Annotated in this window: 17 protein-coding genes; 10 read left to right on the forward strand and 7 right to left on the reverse strand. The window is 65.3% G+C overall.

Features of this window, described 5'->3' with window-relative positions; all coding sequences use genetic code 11:
• Nucleotides 1–521: 521 nt before the first annotated feature.
• Nucleotides 522–1,652 carry a hypothetical protein gene (locus tag ACERLL_RS03670; protein WP_373654700.1) on the forward strand — a complete coding sequence of 377 codons (1,131 nt, stop codon included), beginning with the start codon at nt 522–524 and terminating at the stop codon, nt 1,650–1,652.
• 380 nt (nt 1,653–2,032) lie between these two features.
• A complete protein-coding gene (locus ACERLL_RS03675; protein WP_373654701.1) occupies nt 2,033–3,223 on the forward strand; it encodes a multidrug effflux MFS transporter in 1,191 nt (396 codons plus the stop codon).
• A gap of 214 nt (nt 3,224–3,437) precedes the next feature.
• Here the strand turns inward: ACERLL_RS03675 and ACERLL_RS03680 are convergent, their stop codons facing one another.
• A complete protein-coding gene (locus ACERLL_RS03680) occupies nt 3,438–3,902 on the reverse strand; it encodes a DUF3015 family protein (RefSeq protein WP_373654702.1) in 465 nt (154 codons plus the stop codon).
• Between the two features lie 591 nt (nt 3,903–4,493).
• Here ACERLL_RS03680 and ACERLL_RS03685 point away from each other — a divergent pair.
• Nucleotides 4,494–4,703, forward strand: coding sequence for a hypothetical protein (locus ACERLL_RS03685; protein ID WP_373654703.1), 210 nt, complete (start codon nt 4,494–4,496; stop codon nt 4,701–4,703).
• 100 nt (nt 4,704–4,803) lie between these two features.
• On the opposite strand, the gene ACERLL_RS03690 is transcribed toward ACERLL_RS03685, so the two are convergent.
• The 3 genes from ACERLL_RS03690 to ACERLL_RS03700 form a co-directional block, all read right to left on the reverse strand.
• Entirely contained in the window at nt 4,804–5,541 is a 738-nt protein-coding gene (locus tag ACERLL_RS03690) for a vWA domain-containing protein (protein ID WP_373654704.1), read from the reverse strand.
• A gap of 354 nt (nt 5,542–5,895) precedes the next feature.
• Nucleotides 5,896–6,777 carry a hypothetical protein gene (locus ACERLL_RS03695; RefSeq protein WP_373654705.1) on the reverse strand — a complete coding sequence of 294 codons (882 nt, stop codon included), beginning with the start codon at nt 6,775–6,777 and terminating at the stop codon, nt 5,896–5,898.
• A 174-nt stretch (nt 6,778–6,951) separates the two neighbouring features.
• Nucleotides 6,952–7,455: a hypothetical protein gene (locus ACERLL_RS03700; protein WP_373654706.1), complete on the reverse strand. Its 504-nt coding sequence runs from the start codon at nt 7,453–7,455 to the stop codon at nt 6,952–6,954.
• Between the two features lie 207 nt (nt 7,456–7,662).
• Between ACERLL_RS03700 and ACERLL_RS03705 the strand changes: the two genes are divergently transcribed.
• From ACERLL_RS03705 to ACERLL_RS03720, 4 genes are all read left to right on the forward strand, one after another.
• On the forward strand, nt 7,663–8,433 hold the full coding sequence (locus ACERLL_RS03705; RefSeq protein WP_373654707.1) for a phosphatase PAP2 family protein: 771 nt from the start codon (nt 7,663–7,665) through the stop codon (nt 8,431–8,433).
• Nucleotides 8,434–8,586: 153 nt separating this feature from the next.
• Nucleotides 8,587–8,784: a hypothetical protein gene (locus ACERLL_RS03710; protein WP_373654708.1), complete on the forward strand. Its 198-nt coding sequence runs from the start codon at nt 8,587–8,589 to the stop codon at nt 8,782–8,784.
• Nucleotides 8,785–8,945: 161 nt separating this feature from the next.
• Complete coding sequence (locus ACERLL_RS03715) at nt 8,946–10,739, forward strand: ABCB family ABC transporter ATP-binding protein/permease (protein WP_373654709.1); 1,794 nt, start codon at nt 8,946–8,948, stop codon at nt 10,737–10,739.
• Between the two features lie 419 nt (nt 10,740–11,158).
• Nucleotides 11,159–11,695, forward strand: a complete 537-nt coding sequence (locus ACERLL_RS03720) for a hypothetical protein (RefSeq protein ID WP_373654710.1) — start codon at nt 11,159–11,161, stop codon at nt 11,693–11,695.
• Between the two features lie 112 nt (nt 11,696–11,807).
• Here ACERLL_RS03720 and ACERLL_RS03725 read toward each other — a convergent pair whose 3' ends face one another.
• The 3 genes from ACERLL_RS03725 to ACERLL_RS03735 are packed head-to-tail and all read right to left on the reverse strand — an operon-like array spanning nt 11,808 to nt 13,394.
• On the reverse strand, nt 11,808–12,191 hold the full coding sequence (locus ACERLL_RS03725) for a hypothetical protein (protein WP_373654711.1): 384 nt from the start codon (nt 12,189–12,191) through the stop codon (nt 11,808–11,810).
• Between the two features lie 21 nt (nt 12,192–12,212).
• Nucleotides 12,213–12,686, reverse strand: coding sequence for an SRPBCC family protein (locus tag ACERLL_RS03730; protein ID WP_373654712.1), 474 nt, complete (start codon nt 12,684–12,686; stop codon nt 12,213–12,215).
• 27 nt (nt 12,687–12,713) lie between these two features.
• On the reverse strand, nt 12,714–13,394 hold the full coding sequence (locus ACERLL_RS03735) for a haloacid dehalogenase type II (protein ID WP_373654713.1): 681 nt from the start codon (nt 13,392–13,394) through the stop codon (nt 12,714–12,716).
• Nucleotides 13,395–13,624: 230 nt separating this feature from the next.
• Between ACERLL_RS03735 and ACERLL_RS03740 the strand changes: the two genes are divergently transcribed.
• The 3 genes from ACERLL_RS03740 to ACERLL_RS03750 all read left to right on the forward strand — a co-directional run bounded on the left by ACERLL_RS03740 (nt 13,625) and on the right by ACERLL_RS03750 (nt 16,048).
• A complete protein-coding gene (locus ACERLL_RS03740; RefSeq protein ID WP_373654714.1) occupies nt 13,625–13,990 on the forward strand; it encodes a VOC family protein in 366 nt (121 codons plus the stop codon).
• A gap of 250 nt (nt 13,991–14,240) precedes the next feature.
• A complete protein-coding gene (locus tag ACERLL_RS03745; RefSeq protein WP_373654715.1) occupies nt 14,241–14,963 on the forward strand; it encodes a LytTR family DNA-binding domain-containing protein in 723 nt (240 codons plus the stop codon).
• A gap of 215 nt (nt 14,964–15,178) precedes the next feature.
• Entirely contained in the window at nt 15,179–16,048 is an 870-nt protein-coding gene (locus ACERLL_RS03750; protein WP_373654716.1) for an FAD binding domain-containing protein, read from the forward strand.

Genomic DNA, 16,048 nt, shown 5'->3' on the forward strand with positions numbered 1-16,048 from the left:
TCGTCTGCGGAACGGGAAGGCCGGGAGCCTGCCTCCGGGGATCTTTCTTTATTGTTGGCATACGGGCAGCGAGCCGTCAGTTCCGTATACCCCGGTCGCGCTGGCGCCGGCTTTGCCACGGAGGGCCGGTCTGCTGGCATGAAGCAAGAACCGGGGGCTCCGGAAAAGGGGGAAGAGTCGGGACGAAGGGGGATTACTTTACAGGCTGGGGTCTCGTGGCTTAACCGGGCCGGAAAGGGGTAAGGCCGATCGCGGCCGGGTTTGGAGGCCCCCCTGGCTACCGGGGAATGAAAGACAAGCGGCGGGAGCGTGTCCTGATTCTTTACGGATTGCGCCCTTGCCGTGGCCCGCCCTTTATAGGGGACTGAGCCCCAGCATTTTTCTTGTTGGCCTGATCCTTGCGGAACCGCGTACAGCGACAGGTGCTGTCTGTTTTATCGAGGACGCGCCTTGTCCGCCGAATTCCTCAAGGGGGGTATTCCCCGGGGCTTTTTTCATGGCCTACACGCAAGGACCGCATAATGCGCGCACTTCCTACGACAGCACTTCTTGTCCTCGGAGCGTTCAGCACCGGGGCCTCCGCCGTCCCCACCTACGGTCTGCAGGATCTCGGGGATCTGCCCGGCGGGGACGATTACACGGTTGCCCATGACATCAACAGCGCGGGCCAGGTGGTGGGGGTCAGTGCTTCCGGCGACGGCTATCGCGCCTTTCTCTGGGATGCGGGGAGTGGCATGAGCCAGCTCGGCACCCTGTCCCCCGGGGCGGCATGGAGCAGCGCTTCGGGGGTCAACGACCAGGGGAAGGTAGTCGGTTTCAGCGGGGCCGGTCCGGGCTTGGATACGGATCAGGAAGCCTTCCTCTGGGACGGGGCCTCGGGCATGCAGGGCTTGGGGGCCCTGCCGGGCGGTGAGGACCGCAGCCAGGCCATGGCCATCAATAACGACGGTCAGGTGGTGGGCTTCAGCGGCGGGCCCTTCGAGGAGCGGGCCTTCCTCTGGGACTCGGCCGGCGGCATGCGGCGACTGGGCGCCCTGCACCCAGGGGCGCCCAGTGTGGCCTTTGCCATCAATAACCAGGGTCAGGCGGCGGGGTGGGCTGGCACGACCTCGGGAAAGCACGCCTTCCGGTGGGAGGCGGGCAGCGGCATGACCGACCTGGGGGTGGCCGCCGGGAGCGCTCCACACAGCTACGCCACGGCGATCAACGACCAGGGCCAGGTGGTGGGATGGAGCGGGCACGAGCCCGGAAGCGGAGGTGCCCGCCAGGCCCTCCTCTGGAACGAGGGCGAGGGAATGCGCCGCCTGGAGGACGGGCTCGGCCCGCTCGGACGACGGTCCGCGGAGGACATCAACGAGGACGGCCGGGTGGTGGGCGGCGACGGTGCCGGTGCGGAGCCCTTCCTTTGGACCGACGGGGCGGGAATGCTGTCGCTGGAGAGCCTGATCGCCGAGGCCGACCGCTTTCCGGGCATGGATCTAGGCTCCGCCCGGGCGATCAACGACCAGGGGCAGATCGTGGCCGGTAGGTATCTGCTGACCCCGCTCGGCGATGGGGCACCGCCCAACGGCACTCCCATTCCGGCTCCCGGCGTACTGGCCCTGCTCGCACTGGGCCCCGTGGCCTGGCGCCTGCGGGGCCCGGATAGGTAACCGCGCTCCGCGACGGCCGGTAGTCCCGGACGGGCCCGCGCAACCAGGCGCGGGCCCGTCATGCGTTCCGGGTCCCCCCCTCCTTCCATCGCCGACCGCCTTTCCTCGGCTTTTCTTATCGGAAAAACAAGAGACTTCCTAACCGGCTCCCTGCGTCCCGGGCCGCCTCGGCCCCATCGCGAAATTTTTATTGGCCGCCCCGGGAATTTTCCGGATGAAAAATCTTCTTATGGGTTTTGGGAGATTTCCTTAAGGCGAAACCCTACGCCCCTAAGGTGAAGCCCGGGCCAGCCCGGATCCGGTAAGGGCTTGTTTCTGAAATCCTAATAACTGCGGTGGGTGCTTGCGCGCCCTTCGTCAATGGCTCAAGAGGGAGCACCATGTCGCATATCCGCCTCGCTTTGCTTCTTGGCGCTTCGATCGCCGTTAGCCCTCTGGCCCTGGATGCCAGCCTGCCCGCCTTTCCGGCGATTGCCCAAACACTGGGCGTTTCCACGCAGGACGTGGGCCTGACGGTAAGCATCTTCCTCCTGGGGCTGGCCCTGGGGCATCTGGTGGGTGGGCCCCTGTCGGACCGCTACGGTCGTCCGATGGTGATGCGCGCCGGCCTGGTCATGTTCGTCGGCGGCAGCCTGGCCATCGTCGGGGTGGAGTCCCTGACCTGGCTGCTGGCCTGGCGGATACTCCAGGCGCTCGGAGCGGGCTTCTGCCTGGTGAGCGTGCCGGCCATCGCCCGGGACCACTCCGACGGTCCCGAATCGGCACGCCTGTTCAGCCTGATCGCCCTGGTCACGTTCCTGGTCCCGGCCGTCGCCCCTTTCATCGGTACCCTGACCCTGGAGTTCGCCGACTGGCCGGGCATCTTCGCCCTGATGGCCACCTATGCGATCGGCATCAAGCTCATGCTGCGGCGCACTCTGTTCCGGAGCTATCCCGTGCAGCCGGATCGCAGCAAGCCGTTGCATACCCTGGTGACCGACTACCGTCTGGTGCTGGGCCACGGCACCGCCATGCGGCTGCTGTTCATCCTGGCCCTGGTGTTCAGCGTCAACATGCTGTTCCTGACCCATGCCTCCTTCGTGCTCCAGGAATGGTTCCGGCTCACCCCGGAGGTGTTCTCCCTCGTCATGGCCGGCACGGTGGGGGCCATGGCGGGGTTCAACCTCTTCAATAGCTGGCTCCTGCGCCACTTCGGACCGGCCTCCATCCTGCGGGCCACGGTGGTTCTCCAGGCCCTGGCCATGATCTACCTGCTGGTGGTCACCCACATGGGACCCTCCCTGGCGCTTTTCCTGCCGGGCGTGCTGCTGGCCATGGGCACTTTCGGTGCCGGGCTGCCGAACATCTTCACGCTGTTTCTGGAGTTCTTCCGGGAGATCGCGGCCACCGCCTCCGCCATGCTCGGGGCGCTGCAGTTCAGCGCGGCCGGGGCCATAAGCGGCTTCTCCTCCTTCCTCGTGGGCGGGGATCTGACCGCGGTAGTAATGATGATGGCGGTCTGCTCGCTGGCGGCCCTGGCCCTGGTCTGGGATACGCCGGGTGCCGTGGCGCGCAGCCAAGGGGTGGAATGAGCCCCGAAGCCGTGGCCCGAGCCGGATGGAGGACGCCCCCGGCGGGGAATTCGCCGGGGGCGAAATTTTTTTCGGGAAGGTACTAAAGTCCGGGCGCCCGCTGACGACAAGGTCAGGATATAGACCTACCCGAATCCACGCCCTAAGCGCGATTGACGCGCAAAAAGGGCGGCCCCTTGAGAGGCCGCCCCGATGCTTCCGCATTCTTTGCCGATCAGGCGGTGGTGCCGGCAGCCACCTGCTTCAGGTTCTTCACCACCTTGCCCGCGGTGACGGCGTCGCCCGCGTAGATGGAAGCGAAGTTCTCCTTGGCGGCCTGATAGAAGGCAGTCCGTTCGCTTTCCGGCACGTTCATGAGCTGCGCCACGGAAGCGAGGGTCTCCCCGCCGCCGGATGCCATGTCGCCCGCCAGCTTCTCCATGTTGGAGGCCACGAAGGTGGTCAGGGCCGCTTCGTGCTTCACCACGCCGTCCTGGTCACAGCCCAAGGTGCCGGAGGTGATGCCGAAGGTCTGATTGCCGGAGGTGCCGTTGGTGGTTACGGCAAGCACCTGCGGGACCACGCCGGATTGCCCGTCGAAGATCATGGTGCCCACACCGCAACCGGTGCTGTCGGCGGCATTGGCGGCGGACATGGGCAGGGCCGCAAGGGCGGCGATAACGGCGGTTTTCTTCCACATTACCGGTTTTCCCCTTTTAGGTTCTGTGGTCGATTGAGGTTGGCTTTATTGGGCCTCAGGTTCCCGGAAGTGTCAAGCAAGACAAGGAGTTGCCGGCAGACGCGGATGGAAATGGCCCGCAGGGCGCGGGAATCCCTCGGCCGCAAGTGTGCTGAACCCTCCAGCTGGCATGGCGGGCCCTGGCGCCTTCCCGGTTTTTTCTATTCTTTCGCGGAATCCATTTCCGGAGGGGCGGAGAAAGTGTCGTAGCGTGGCCGCGCGAAGACCGCCCGGGCGGTCGGGCCTTTCGGGGGCCGCACCGGGAAATGCGGGCCCCGGGAGAAAGTAAGCGAGGAAATCCGTGTTTTCGGGAGCGCCCCCGACCGGGAGCGTAGAGAATCCGGCTCCGGGCCCAAGCCCGGAGGCAGAATTCGACCGGTTCAGTGGGTCATTGCGGGACTTTTCCCTTATGTTCTTATGTACAGGACCCGCTTTCCGGGGGATTCCCGCGAAACGATAGGAGCTCCCCGGATTGCCGCCCTTCGCCGATGGTGTAAAAAATTCCTTCAGAGCATAACCAACGGCGTAATCAAAGGGGGGAGGGCTCCCGCGATGTCTTACCGCAAATCGGTGTTTTCCTATTTCGATCCCGTCGAGATCTGGCACTTCCATCCCGACTGCCCCGACTGGCCCGCCAGGAACTATGAAGAGCGCTTCTGGACGCCGTCACACGGACAATTCTGCGACCGGTGCGTGGTGGAATCGGAAGCGCGGAGCAGCGAAATCGCCGAAGCGCCCACCGGCTATCGGATGGCGGGGTGAATCCGGTCGGTTTGTCTCTAGGCATGCATGACCGGGAGATGACTGCGGTCGGAATGAAGCCCCGGCGACCGCGACCGCGGCCGCCGGGGAGGGGGAGGGGTTACGCCTCGGACTTCCTGCCCCGGATGGCACCGAACGCGAAGAGCGAGGCGCCGAGCAGCGCCAGAGAAGAGGGCGCCGGAATGGTATCCAGCTCGGTACCCACTTTTTGGGTCAAGACGGGCTCGAGGTCCTCGAAGGAATCCGCGTCAAAATCCGAGGAGCCGCTAGGATTCCAGGTACAGTCCGCCGAATTGCCGATCCCGAGGCAGTTTACTTTGGTATAGCCGTCACCCAAGGCTTGCTGGGAGGCGAGCGAGGGGCTGTAACCGGTGTTGTGCTCGCCGTCCGTGGAGACATCGATGAGCTTTCGGAAATCGGTGGAGAAGGCTGCCGGCCCGAAGCCCGATAGGAAGCTGTCCATATTGATCCGGCTACGTTCAATGCCGCTGCCGATACTGGTGCTGCCGTCCAGCTGGCTCATGTCGTTAATGGCGTCGACGAGGGTGTCCCGGTCGGAGGAAGACTCGATGCGGAGGGCGGTCTGCTCCAATTGGGCGTTGCTGGAGAATTGGACGAGATTGACCGCGATACTTCCATTCGCGGGGACGAGGCTGGCATTGCCCAGGACCGAGGCGTAGGCATTCTGCTGGGTGGCGAATTCCGAGCCGGATATGCTTCCGGAGCCGTCGATCACGATCCCCAGTGCGGTTTCCATGGGCACCGCCTGGGCCGAGAAGCTGGCCGTTGCCAGGGGGATGGCCAGTAAGAGGCTGCCGATTACCTTGGAGGTTTTCATGTTAAATCTCCTTACTAGTGTGGTGACTGGTTCCCTCCCGTCTACGCATTCTGCGTGCCTATTGGAAAATTAATTTAAAAAACAGAAATTTGGTTGCATTCCCGGACTTCGGGCGTAAGCGAAGCTTTACAAGATGTAAAGATTTTCTACGGGTAGTGATCCGCACGGCGTGCGGGGCTGCACCTAGTTCGGGAGCGGGTATGGCGCTTTTGGCCTCGGCTTGGGCTGGGCCGAAGCTGTAAAAAATCCTGACGGCGGCGCTGAAAACCCCCGGAATCGGCAGGGGGGATTGTCCAGGATAAGGAGAGGAGGAAGGCGGGCGGAGCCCGGCAGGGACACCGCCTGGGTAGCCGTCTAGTGGCTGGGCTGCGGAGGGATCCAGATCGGCGCACCCTGCGGCCACTCCACCTTGCCGCCAGCCACGGGTACCGGGGCTTCCGTTTCCCGGGCGCGGCCCTGGAGCTCGTAATAGGTTGCCCGGGATTGGCGCGGGACCGGGGCGACGTTGCCGCAACCGAGCGCCGCGCACAGATCGAGGAGGACGGCCAGGTCGCCCTGGGTATCGCCGTAGACGGAATCCAGCACATCGGCCTCCTCCAGGCCTTTGCCCGCCATGGTCCGGCCCACCATCTCCCGCAGGTAGGCCGGGTAGGCCTCGATCTTCTGAACGGGGTCCTCTTCCTCCCAGCCCCGCACCTCCTGGAGAAAACGGCGCTTGCGCAGCGGCGCCTCCGAAAGCGGAAATTCCCGGATTTCCGGGGAATCCGGCAGGAACAGCCCCCAGGGCTGGAAGGCCCACGCCCGGCCTTCCTCCACCTCCTGGATGGGCCAGATGAGCGTGCCCGCGCGGCTTTCGGCTTCCTCGAGATCCGGGGCCAGCAAATACGGACGGACCGCCTGATCGCCGGCGAGCCGCACGCCCAGGGTGATCCGGTTGCGCAGGCGGGGCTCGACATCCCCCAGGGCGGGACCGGAGGGGTCGTATTGCCGGAATTCCGCGGCGAGCGGTGCCTCCCTCATCTGGTGCTCCGGAAGCAGCCCCCGGGCCAGCACGGGGCGCTCCGGGTCGGCCAGCTGCAGGCCGCCGTCCGGCAGCCGGAACCGGGTGGCGGCCCGGAGCCCGGCGAGCAGCCATTCCTGCACCAGGGCATCCTGGTCCAGGCCCTGTTCGCGCAGATTGCCGGGCATGGCTTCGAGGAAAGGCAGGGCGGCGGCGGTCAGGTCCAGGGGCTCCATCGGTCTTCTCGCTTGCGCCGTGGCGGGGGGGGACGGGTCGCGTAGACCCGGCCTCGGGACCTTACCGGAACCGGCGCGGGTTGGCGACCCGGGCGCCCCTTTCCCAAATCGGAGAGTGAACCTACCGGCTGCGCCGGGGGAGTCCAGCCGGCCCGGAGTGACGGGATGCGGCTATTACGGCGAGGCGTTGTCCCGACGCCCCGATTGGTCGCCATACCGGAAGTCGATCCGGACGACGTCGTCGGGATCGGAGAGCGCGAATTCCTTGCTGCCGTTCAGGAAGAAGGGGCGGGTACGGGGCTCGTTCGCCGGCTTCCCCGTGTAGGTGATCTCCGCGCGGGTGCTCAATTGGGCGTTGGTGGCCGTGATCGTCTCGCCGTTTTTCAGAGTCACCCGGATCCTGGAATCCGACCCCACATACCGGTTGGCCGTCTCCCTGACGCGCAGGAAGCGCATGGAGTCGATGCGCGGCAGCTTGATGTAGTATTCCTTGTTGTCCGCTTCCAGCTCCACGCCCCGGTTGGCCAGGAGTCCGTCGATCTTGATGTCACTGGCCTTCAGGGTATCCCCGCCCCGCAGGTGTACCACCCCCGGCACCTTTTCCTCCTGCACGTCCTGAGCGGTTGCCGAGGAGACGAGAAGCGCGGCGAGGATCGCGGCCGCCCCTTTGCCCTTCATGGGGATCTCCGTTTCGCAGGGGATATTTGCCTCCAAAGAACCAGGGTAGACAAGGGCGGCGCCCGAGCCTATTGGGGCCACCCGTAAGGCGGTGGCGCACGGGCCGGCTCCCCGGCTTGCCAAAGGGTTGAAAAACGTGATGCAAGAGGGGGAAGGTCGGTACCCGGCCCCTTCTGGCCCCGCGGATACCGGAAAGGCACGGAGCCCATGGAGAAGCTGCCGCCCCTGATCCCCTCGGCCCGGACCGTGCGGAAATGGCTGCGTGCGGGCTGGCGGGAGATCCGGATCCTTACCGCCGTCATGCTGCTCACCGGGGGGCTATGGACCTTCGCCGAGCTGGCCGACGAGGTAATGGAGGGGGAAACCCACCGGTTCGACCGGTTCGTCCTGCTGGCCCTGCGGAATCAGGCGGATTTGAGCGACCCCCTCGGCCCGGCCTGGTTCGAGGCCATGGCCCGTGACATCACCAGCCTGGGGGGCGTGGTGATCCTGCTCATGGTCTCCGCGGCCGCGGTGGGCTTCCTGTTCCTGGTCCGGCGCCCCGCGGCGGCGCTGCTGGTGGTGGTTTCCGTGGGCGGGGGAACGCTCCTGAGCACCCTGCTCAAGATGGGATTCGAGCGGGCACGGCCGGACCTGGTGCCCCACGCCACGGAGGTGTTCACGGCGAGCTTCCCGAGCGGCCACGCCATGCTCTCCGCCGTGGTCTACCTGACCCTCGGCGTGCTCTTGGCCCGCACCCAATCGCGGCGGCGGGTGAAGGCCTACCTGCTGACCATCGCGCTGCTCCTGACCGGAATGGTGGGCGCTAGCCGGGTCTACCTCGGCGTGCACTGGCCCACGGACGTGGTGGCCGGGTGGTGCATCGGCTCGGCCTGGGCCATCCTGTGCTGGCTGGTGGCCCGCTGGCTGCAGTATCGCGGCCGCATGGAGCCGGAGGCCTTCCTCCAGGAGCGCAACGGTGTCGGCCAGGGGCGCTAGCGGGCCCCGGTCGGTACCGAGGTCCCTAGCCCATGGTCCGGATCGGATCTGTTATTCTTTGATTCCCTTCGCAGGATCGGGATTGCGGCGGCCGAAATCGGCCGGGCCGCCGGTCCCCCATAGCCGACCACCGTAGCCGAAGAGGATACTTTCATGGACAGTACGCCCGCCCGCATGATCGAGGACGAGTTCGGCGGCTGCCGTGCACTGACCCCGGAGCAGATCCCCACGCTTCTGGCCCAGGCCAGTGAGCGCGGCATGCTGGACGTGACCGTCGAATACGTCGAATACCGGCGCCCCGACCTCGGCGAGGCCATCCGGTCCAACCTGGGCGGGCAAACGGAAGAATAGGGCCGTCCCGTACCGCTTTCCGACCTTCCCTCTTCGACCGGAGGGCCCCGGTAACGGAAAGGCCGGGGCCCGATCCGCCTCCCCGGGGCTAAGCTCCGTCCCCCGCGGTAGGCACGGGCATCTTCGCCGAGCCCATCCCCAGCCGTCGGATCCGCACAGGCATGTCAGGAAGATACCGCCAGACCGAGCCGCCGGAAGGCAATCGCCGCGATTTCCAGAACCTTCGGGCCCTGCTCCCCTACCTGTGGGACTACCGCGGCCGGGTGCTGGCCGCGCTGGGGGCGCTGGTGCTGGCCAAGGGCGCCAACGTGGCGGTGCCCCTGGTCCTCAAGGATGTGGTGGACGCCCTGGACCGCCAGGAGGCGGCCCTGGGGCTTCCGGTGGTCCTGCTCGCCGGCTACGGCCTGCTGCGCATCGCCAACAGCCTGTTCACCGAGCTGCGCGACATCCTCTTCGCCCGGGTGCGCCACCGCGCCATGCGCCGGCTAACGGTGCGGACCCTGGAGCATCTGCACAATCTCTCCCTGCGCTTCCACCTGGACCGCCGGACCGGGGCCATCAGCCGCGACCTGTCGCGCGGCGCCGGCAGTCTGTCCACCCTGCTCAACTACATGGTCTTCTCCATTCTCCCGGTAGCGGTGGAATTCCTGCTCGTGGCGGGGATCCTGCTCGGGCAGTACAGCTGGCTATTCGCCGTGGCCATATTCGCCGCCGTAGCGGTCTTCATCGCCTTCACCGTCGCCCTTTCCAACTGGCGCCTGGAGGACCGCCTGGAATCCAACCGCCTGGAATCCGCCGCCAACAATCAAGCGGTGGAGAGCCTGGTGAACTACGAAACGGTGAAGTATTTCAACAACGAGGACCTGGAGGCGCAGCGCTACAGCGAAACCCTGCGGGATTGGGAGGACACCGCGGTGCGTGCCCAGACCAGCCTGTCGCTTCTGAACTTCGGCCAGGGGGCCATCGTCGCCCTGGGAGTCACGGCGGTGATGTTCCTGGCCGCCGACGGGGTGCGGGACGGCCGCCTCTCGCTGGGCGACCTGGTGGCTATCAATGCCCTGCTGCTGCAGCTCTTCATGCCGCTCAATTTTCTCGGCACCGTGTACCGGCAGATCCGCTATGCCCTGGCCGACATGGACCGCTTGGTGCGCTTGCTGAGCGAGCCGGCGGAGGTCACCGACGCCCCGGAGGCCCGCCCCCTGCACGTGGAGCGCGGCGAGGTGCGGTTCGAGCACGTGGATTTCGCCTATCAACGGCGGCGGCCGATCCTGCGGGACATCACCTTTACCATCCCGCCGGGGCGTAAGGTGGCCGTGGTGGGGGCTAGCGGGGCCGGCAAGTCAACCCTGGTGCGGCTGCTCTTCCGCTTCTTCGACGTTACCGGGGGCCGGGTGACCATCGATGGCCAGGACCTGCGCGGCGTGACCCGGGACAGCGTGCGCGAGAACATCGCCATCGTTCCGCAGGACACCGTGCTGTTCAATGAGACCCTGTTCTACAACATCGCCTATGCGCGCCCGGGCGCCACCCGCTCGGAGGTGGAGTGGGCCGCCCGGGTGGCCCACCTGGAGGGGTTCGTCGCCAGTTTGCCGGAGGGCTATGAAACGGTGGTCGGCGAGCGCGGCCTGAAGCTCTCCGGCGGCGAGAAGCAGCGCGTGGCCATCGCCCGGGCCGTGCTCAAGGGCGCTCCAATCCTGGTCTTCGACGAGGCCACCTCCTCCCTGGATTCCCGGTCCGAGCAGGGCATCCTGGAGGCCCTGCGCGAGGCCTCCGCGGACCACACCACCCTGGTCATCGCCCATCGCCTCTCCACCATCGTGGACGCGGACCACATCCTGGTGCTCGAAGCGGGCCGGATAGTGGAGTCGGGCACCCACCAGGAGCTGCTGGCCCAGGACGGGGAATATGCCCGGCTCTGGACCCTGCAGCAGCAGGAAGCCCGGGCGCTTACCTGAGCCTCTTCCGGTCCATCCCGCTCCGGCGCCAGCGAGCGGTTTCTCGGAGTGCTTCCCCGAGACCTCCCGGAGCCCCTCCATCGGCCTAAAAATCCGCAAAATATGCAAATGGAGCGCATGCCGTCGCCCGACGTGTAAAGCAGGCTAAACAGGATTTTCCCTCTTTGGGCGGAGATTTGGCGTGCGCATCTCGGGTCCGCGGTAAAAATGGAGGGATGGTTTTCGCGCATTGGCGGGGGCCAAGAGGGCCAAGGAGTTACAGGTCTTCCTTGTTGAATGTGTAAAGAAAAAAGACAGCCATGGACCGGAATAGGGAAAAGTGCATTGGCGTATGCGTTGGCCCTAATGGAGGCAGCGCCGCATTTTTCCTACTTTCTACCCATAGGGAGATGACAATCTTTTGGTCCATGGAGGCGAAAATGCCTGTTTACAGTTTGATCCTTGTTGGGGCGCTCCTGGGTATGGCGCCAATGGCTGTCTGGGCGCAGCAGGACGACAACCCCTACGGCCCCGAGGAAGGGGACCAGGAGCTCACGATCTCCGGAACGGGAACCAGCGATACGGAATTCGACAACAACCGGATGGGGCTTTCGGCCACCTACGGTATGTACTTCCAAGATCGGCTGAAATTTAGCCTAAAACAGCAGCTGAACGTGACGGACCTCACCGATGACAGCGCCTGGACCGGATCCACGCGGGTGGCGGCCGACTACCACTTCGATGTGGGCCGCTGGTGGCCCTATGTCGGATTGCACGGAGGCTTTATTTACGGGGATGGCGTCAAGGACACCATGATTGCGGGGCCCGACGCCGGAGTGAAGTATTACGTGAAGAACAAGACCTTCGTGTACTGGGAGACGGAGTACCAGTTCCTGTTCACCAGCACCAATGAAGCCGAAGACGTGATCGACGACGGCTCCTGGGTGCATACGGTGGGCGTCGGCTTCAACTTCTAGCGGGACGGACTCGCTTTCCTGCCGGGAAAATTCCCCGATTCTCCCTCCCTCCGGGGTCCGGCCGCACGGCCCGGGCCCCGTTTGGTTGGGAGTGCGCGCTCGCGGGGCGCGGTTATCCCAGCCGGATCAGCGGCAGAACCCCGAACCAGAGAATGAAGGTGAGCGCCGTGACCAGGGGGATCGGCAGGCTGGTCCAGGAGACCCGCATGTGGGGCCGGGCCAGGCGGGGCAGAAGCATGCCGTCGAGCACCAGCGCCAGGTAGATCAGCGGGCCATAGAGGTCCGCCGCAGTTGACCGGTGCGCGAGCCACCATGCGGGAACCGCGGAGAGCGCGCCTGTGGCCGCGGCCGCCCGGGTAACCTTGCGGGGTCCCCAGCGTACCGCCAGGGTGCGAAGCTCCACGCCCGCTTTCCGGAGGACTGCTCCGAAGGCGCGGAACAGGGCGTCCCCGAAGCTTTCGCGGCGGGGATGGCCGAGGATCAGGAGCACGCGCATGCCGGTCTCCGCTTCGTTCCGCTATTCGATGGGAGCGGTGGCCGCGTCGAGCTGGTTCCCGAGGCCCTTGCGCCCCTCCTCCATCAGAGTGCGGAAATTCCACCGGAACAGGGCCTGGGTCAGGGGGACCCAGCGCTTCATCCAGGGCTTTTGAACGTCCACGGCGAGCTGGAAGCCGACCCGCGTCTGCGCCTCGTCGCCGCTCAGCCGCCATATGGCGCTTCCGGCCAGGGAGCCCTCCACCGTTCCCGCCAGAAGGCGCGGCGGCTCCCGCTCGGTGAGCTCGATCTCCATGGGTAGCCGGTAGGGGAGCCTGCCCCGCCACTGAAACCGGTATCGCCGCCCCGGCCCCGTTTCCCTGTGCGGGGCGACCTCCACGGCCTGTATGCATCCCGGCCACCACTGCGGCCACAGCGGGGGATTGGCGATCTGGTCCCAGACGTTTTGCACGGGAGCCTCGATCCGCCATTCGGAGGAAAAATCATAGTCCGGCACTGCGGGCTCCAATACGGAATCGGGAGGCTATGGGGCCTGCGCCTCGGCGATCAGGATCTTCTCGGCGAGGTCGAGCAGGTCACTTCCGGAGAGATCCGGGGGCGGGGAAAAGGGGTCGGGGGATTGTCCCGGACGGGCCACGAATGCCGTTGCGCAGCCCGCTGCGGAGGCACCGGCGAGGTCCCAGCCGTGGGCGGCCACCATGCGCATATTCGCCGGCGGGATGCCCAGCTCCGAGGCGGCCATCCGATAAGGCTCGGGAGCGGGCTTGAGCCTCCCCGCCTGGTCCACGGACAGCTGCCGCTCGAAGAATTCCGCCAGTCCCGCGTTCTGGAGCTGCTCCTGCATGGCGCCGGGGGGCGAGTTGGTCAGGGCGGCCAGGCGCAGGCCCCCGGTCTTCAGCCGCTCCAGGGCCTCGGGTACCTCCGGGTGTGGGGGGAGGCGGCGCATGGTCGCGGCGACTTCCGCCTTATCCGCCTCGCCGAGGGTGCGCTGATAACGATCGGCCAGGGCCTGTAGAGCGGCGGCGCCGATGTCGGTGAAGCGGTGGTAGCGCCCCAGAACCGTGGCCACCAGGGCCCATTGCAGCACCTGCGAGAACCATTCCCTGCGTACGGCGGCATCGCCGAAGAGCCGCTCGAATACGGGGTCGAGGCCCCGGAGGTCGAGGAGCGTTTCGTTGACGTCGAAGACCAGTGTGCGCGCCATTACTTCCTTCCCGGATGGGCCGGTCCATTTTCATACCGTAGCGGAAAACCGCGCCCGGCAACCTGCGGGCGGGTCCCCATGGTCTGGTTTTTCGGGAAAAAGTCCAGGCCTGCGAGGGACTGAGGGCTTGGACTGCGGGGGAAGCGACAGGAATCACGGGCGGACCCCCAATGGGAGGGGACGGCATTCTCCGACATGCTGGGAAAAACACTGTGCGATGAGGCAGAGCCATGGCCGAAGCCGACATCCCGATCACCGCCCTGAGTGCCGTCACCGTCGGTGTCTCCAGCATGGCCCGCTCCGTGGCCTTCTATCGGGGGCTGGGATTCGTCATGCGCTACGGCGGCGAGACCGAATCCTTCACCAGCTTTCATGCCGGCGCCGGCTACCTGAACTTGGCCCACTATCCGGAGCGCTCGGCCCACTGGTGGGGGCGGATAATTTTCTACGTGGATGATGTCGACCGCCAATACCGGCGCGCCCTGGATCAGGGCATCGACCCGGAGTTCCCTCCGGAAGACGCGCCCTGGGGGGAACGGTACTTCCACATCATCGATCCCGACGGGCACGAGATCAGTTTCGCTAAACCCCTATGAAAGGCTTGGTCCTAGAACGGTTCCCTCTCCTTCACGCCAGTTCCCCCGGCTAGCCAGGAGAGCAGGTTAGGTAAGAAGAAACCCATGCCAAGGGTAGCTGCAAGGAATTTAGAAACAATATTTTCATTGTTTAAACGTTTTTTAATATTAGGAATTAATGCGGAAAATGTTTTTCTTGCAAAAAAACCAAAAAATTGTGCAAGAGTCTTAATTAATGGACCGAATCTTTGGAAAAAAGTGGGGGCGGAGTTTGGAAAGCTTTTCCCATCAGCTGCAAAAGTTCGACCCCGGAATCGTATGGCTGGACGCCGGGGACCAGGTTTCCGCCATGAACGGAGTGGCCGCTCGGGTCCTGGGAGTGAACCCCGGGGAGGCTATTGGTCGGGAGATAACCCAGTTTCATCCCATCAAGAGCCGGGAAAAGGTCCGGTGGCTGCTGAATAGCGGTGCCACCTGCCCCATGGATTCACCACCTCCCATGACCATGCTTATCAACATTCCGGATCGGGTCCTCATGATCAAGGTGTCCAAAATGCTCGGTACGGAAGGCGGGGGGGCCGGAACGTGCATGGTCTTCTATGACCTCACCTCAGTGACCACCGAGCCCGCAGGCCCGGAAGAGGAGGGCATGTGGCCCCGGCGGATGTTCAAGATCCCCGTCTATCGGCACAGCCGATTGATCCTGCTCGACCTGGGTGAAGTCCTCCGCCTGGAGAGCGATGGCCACTACACCTCCATCCACACCATGGACGGCCACTACCTTTGCAACCTCTCCCTGTCCGACCTGGAGGCGCGGCTGGACCCCCAGCGTTTCCTCCGGGTGCATCGCCGCCACATGGTGAATATCGACCACGCCCGCGAGTTCTGGAAGGAAGGCAATCGCGCCCGCCTCTATCTGGACGGCTACCGGGATCCCGTACCTGTGAGCCGCAGCAAGGAGCGGGAGCTACGGGAGGTGATCGGCATGGAGTGATCCCGGACCCCGTTCCAGGGCCGGAAAATTATTATTTTATTAACAAACTTTTATGCGGTTCCCGTTCAGGCGCCCCGGTAACCATTCGTGAACCCCATTTCCCATTGAGGAATCTTCTGTTGGCTCCTTTCGCGATCCAGGCGAGGTTGAGGAGCGAAGGGCAATTCCCGAGCAGTCCCGCCGGTCCCTGGGGGCCGGCCCGATAGGAGGTAGCCATGATTCCCGGGGAATTTGAATACCACGCCCCCGGTACCATCGACGAGGCCTTGCGCCTTCTCGGGGAGTACGGGGACGAAGCCAAGGTGCTGGCCGGCGGGCACAGCTTGCTGCCCATGATGAAGCTCCGGTTCGCCGAGCCGGAGCATCTGGTGGACCTGAACGGCATCGGCGAGCTGCGCGGCATCCGCGAGGAGGGCGGGCACATATACATCGGTGCCATGACCACCGAGAACCAGCTTATCGATTCGGATCTGCTGTGGGGAAAGTGCCCCCTCGTTCCCGAGGTGGCGGGCTGGACCTCGGACCCGCAGGTGCGCAATCGCGGCACCATCGGCGGCGACATCGTCCACGGCGATCCGGGAAACGACCACCCGGCCGCAATGCTGGCTTTGCAAGCGCACTTGCTGTTGGTGGGTCCCGACGGAGAGCGGGAGGTGCCCGCCGACGACTTCTTCATCGGCACCTACATGACCGCCATGGAGGAAGGCGAGATCCTGCGCGAGATCCGCATCCCGGCCATGGAGGCGGGTGGTGGCCAGGCCTACGCCAAGCTCAAGCGCAAGACCGGTGACTATGCCACCGCCGCCGCGGCGGTGAATCTGCGCATGGACGGAGACACCGTGCAGTGGGTGCACATCGGCCTGACCAACGTAGGGCCCACGCCCCTCAAGGCCGCGGACGCCGAGGCGGAGCTCACCGGCCAGGCCTGGGACGAGGCCCGCATCAAGAAAGCGGCCGAGGCCGCCATGGCCATCACCACGCCGGTGGCCGACCTGCGCGGCGACGAGGAGTACAAGACCCACATGGCGGGCGAGATGACCAAACGGGCCCTGCGCCTGGCGCGCGACCGGGCCAAGGGGAGCTGA

This window comes from Thiohalorhabdus sp. Cl-TMA, assembly GCF_041821045.1.
Lineage (GTDB): Bacteria > Pseudomonadota > Gammaproteobacteria > Thiohalorhabdales > Thiohalorhabdaceae > Thiohalorhabdus > Thiohalorhabdus methylotropha.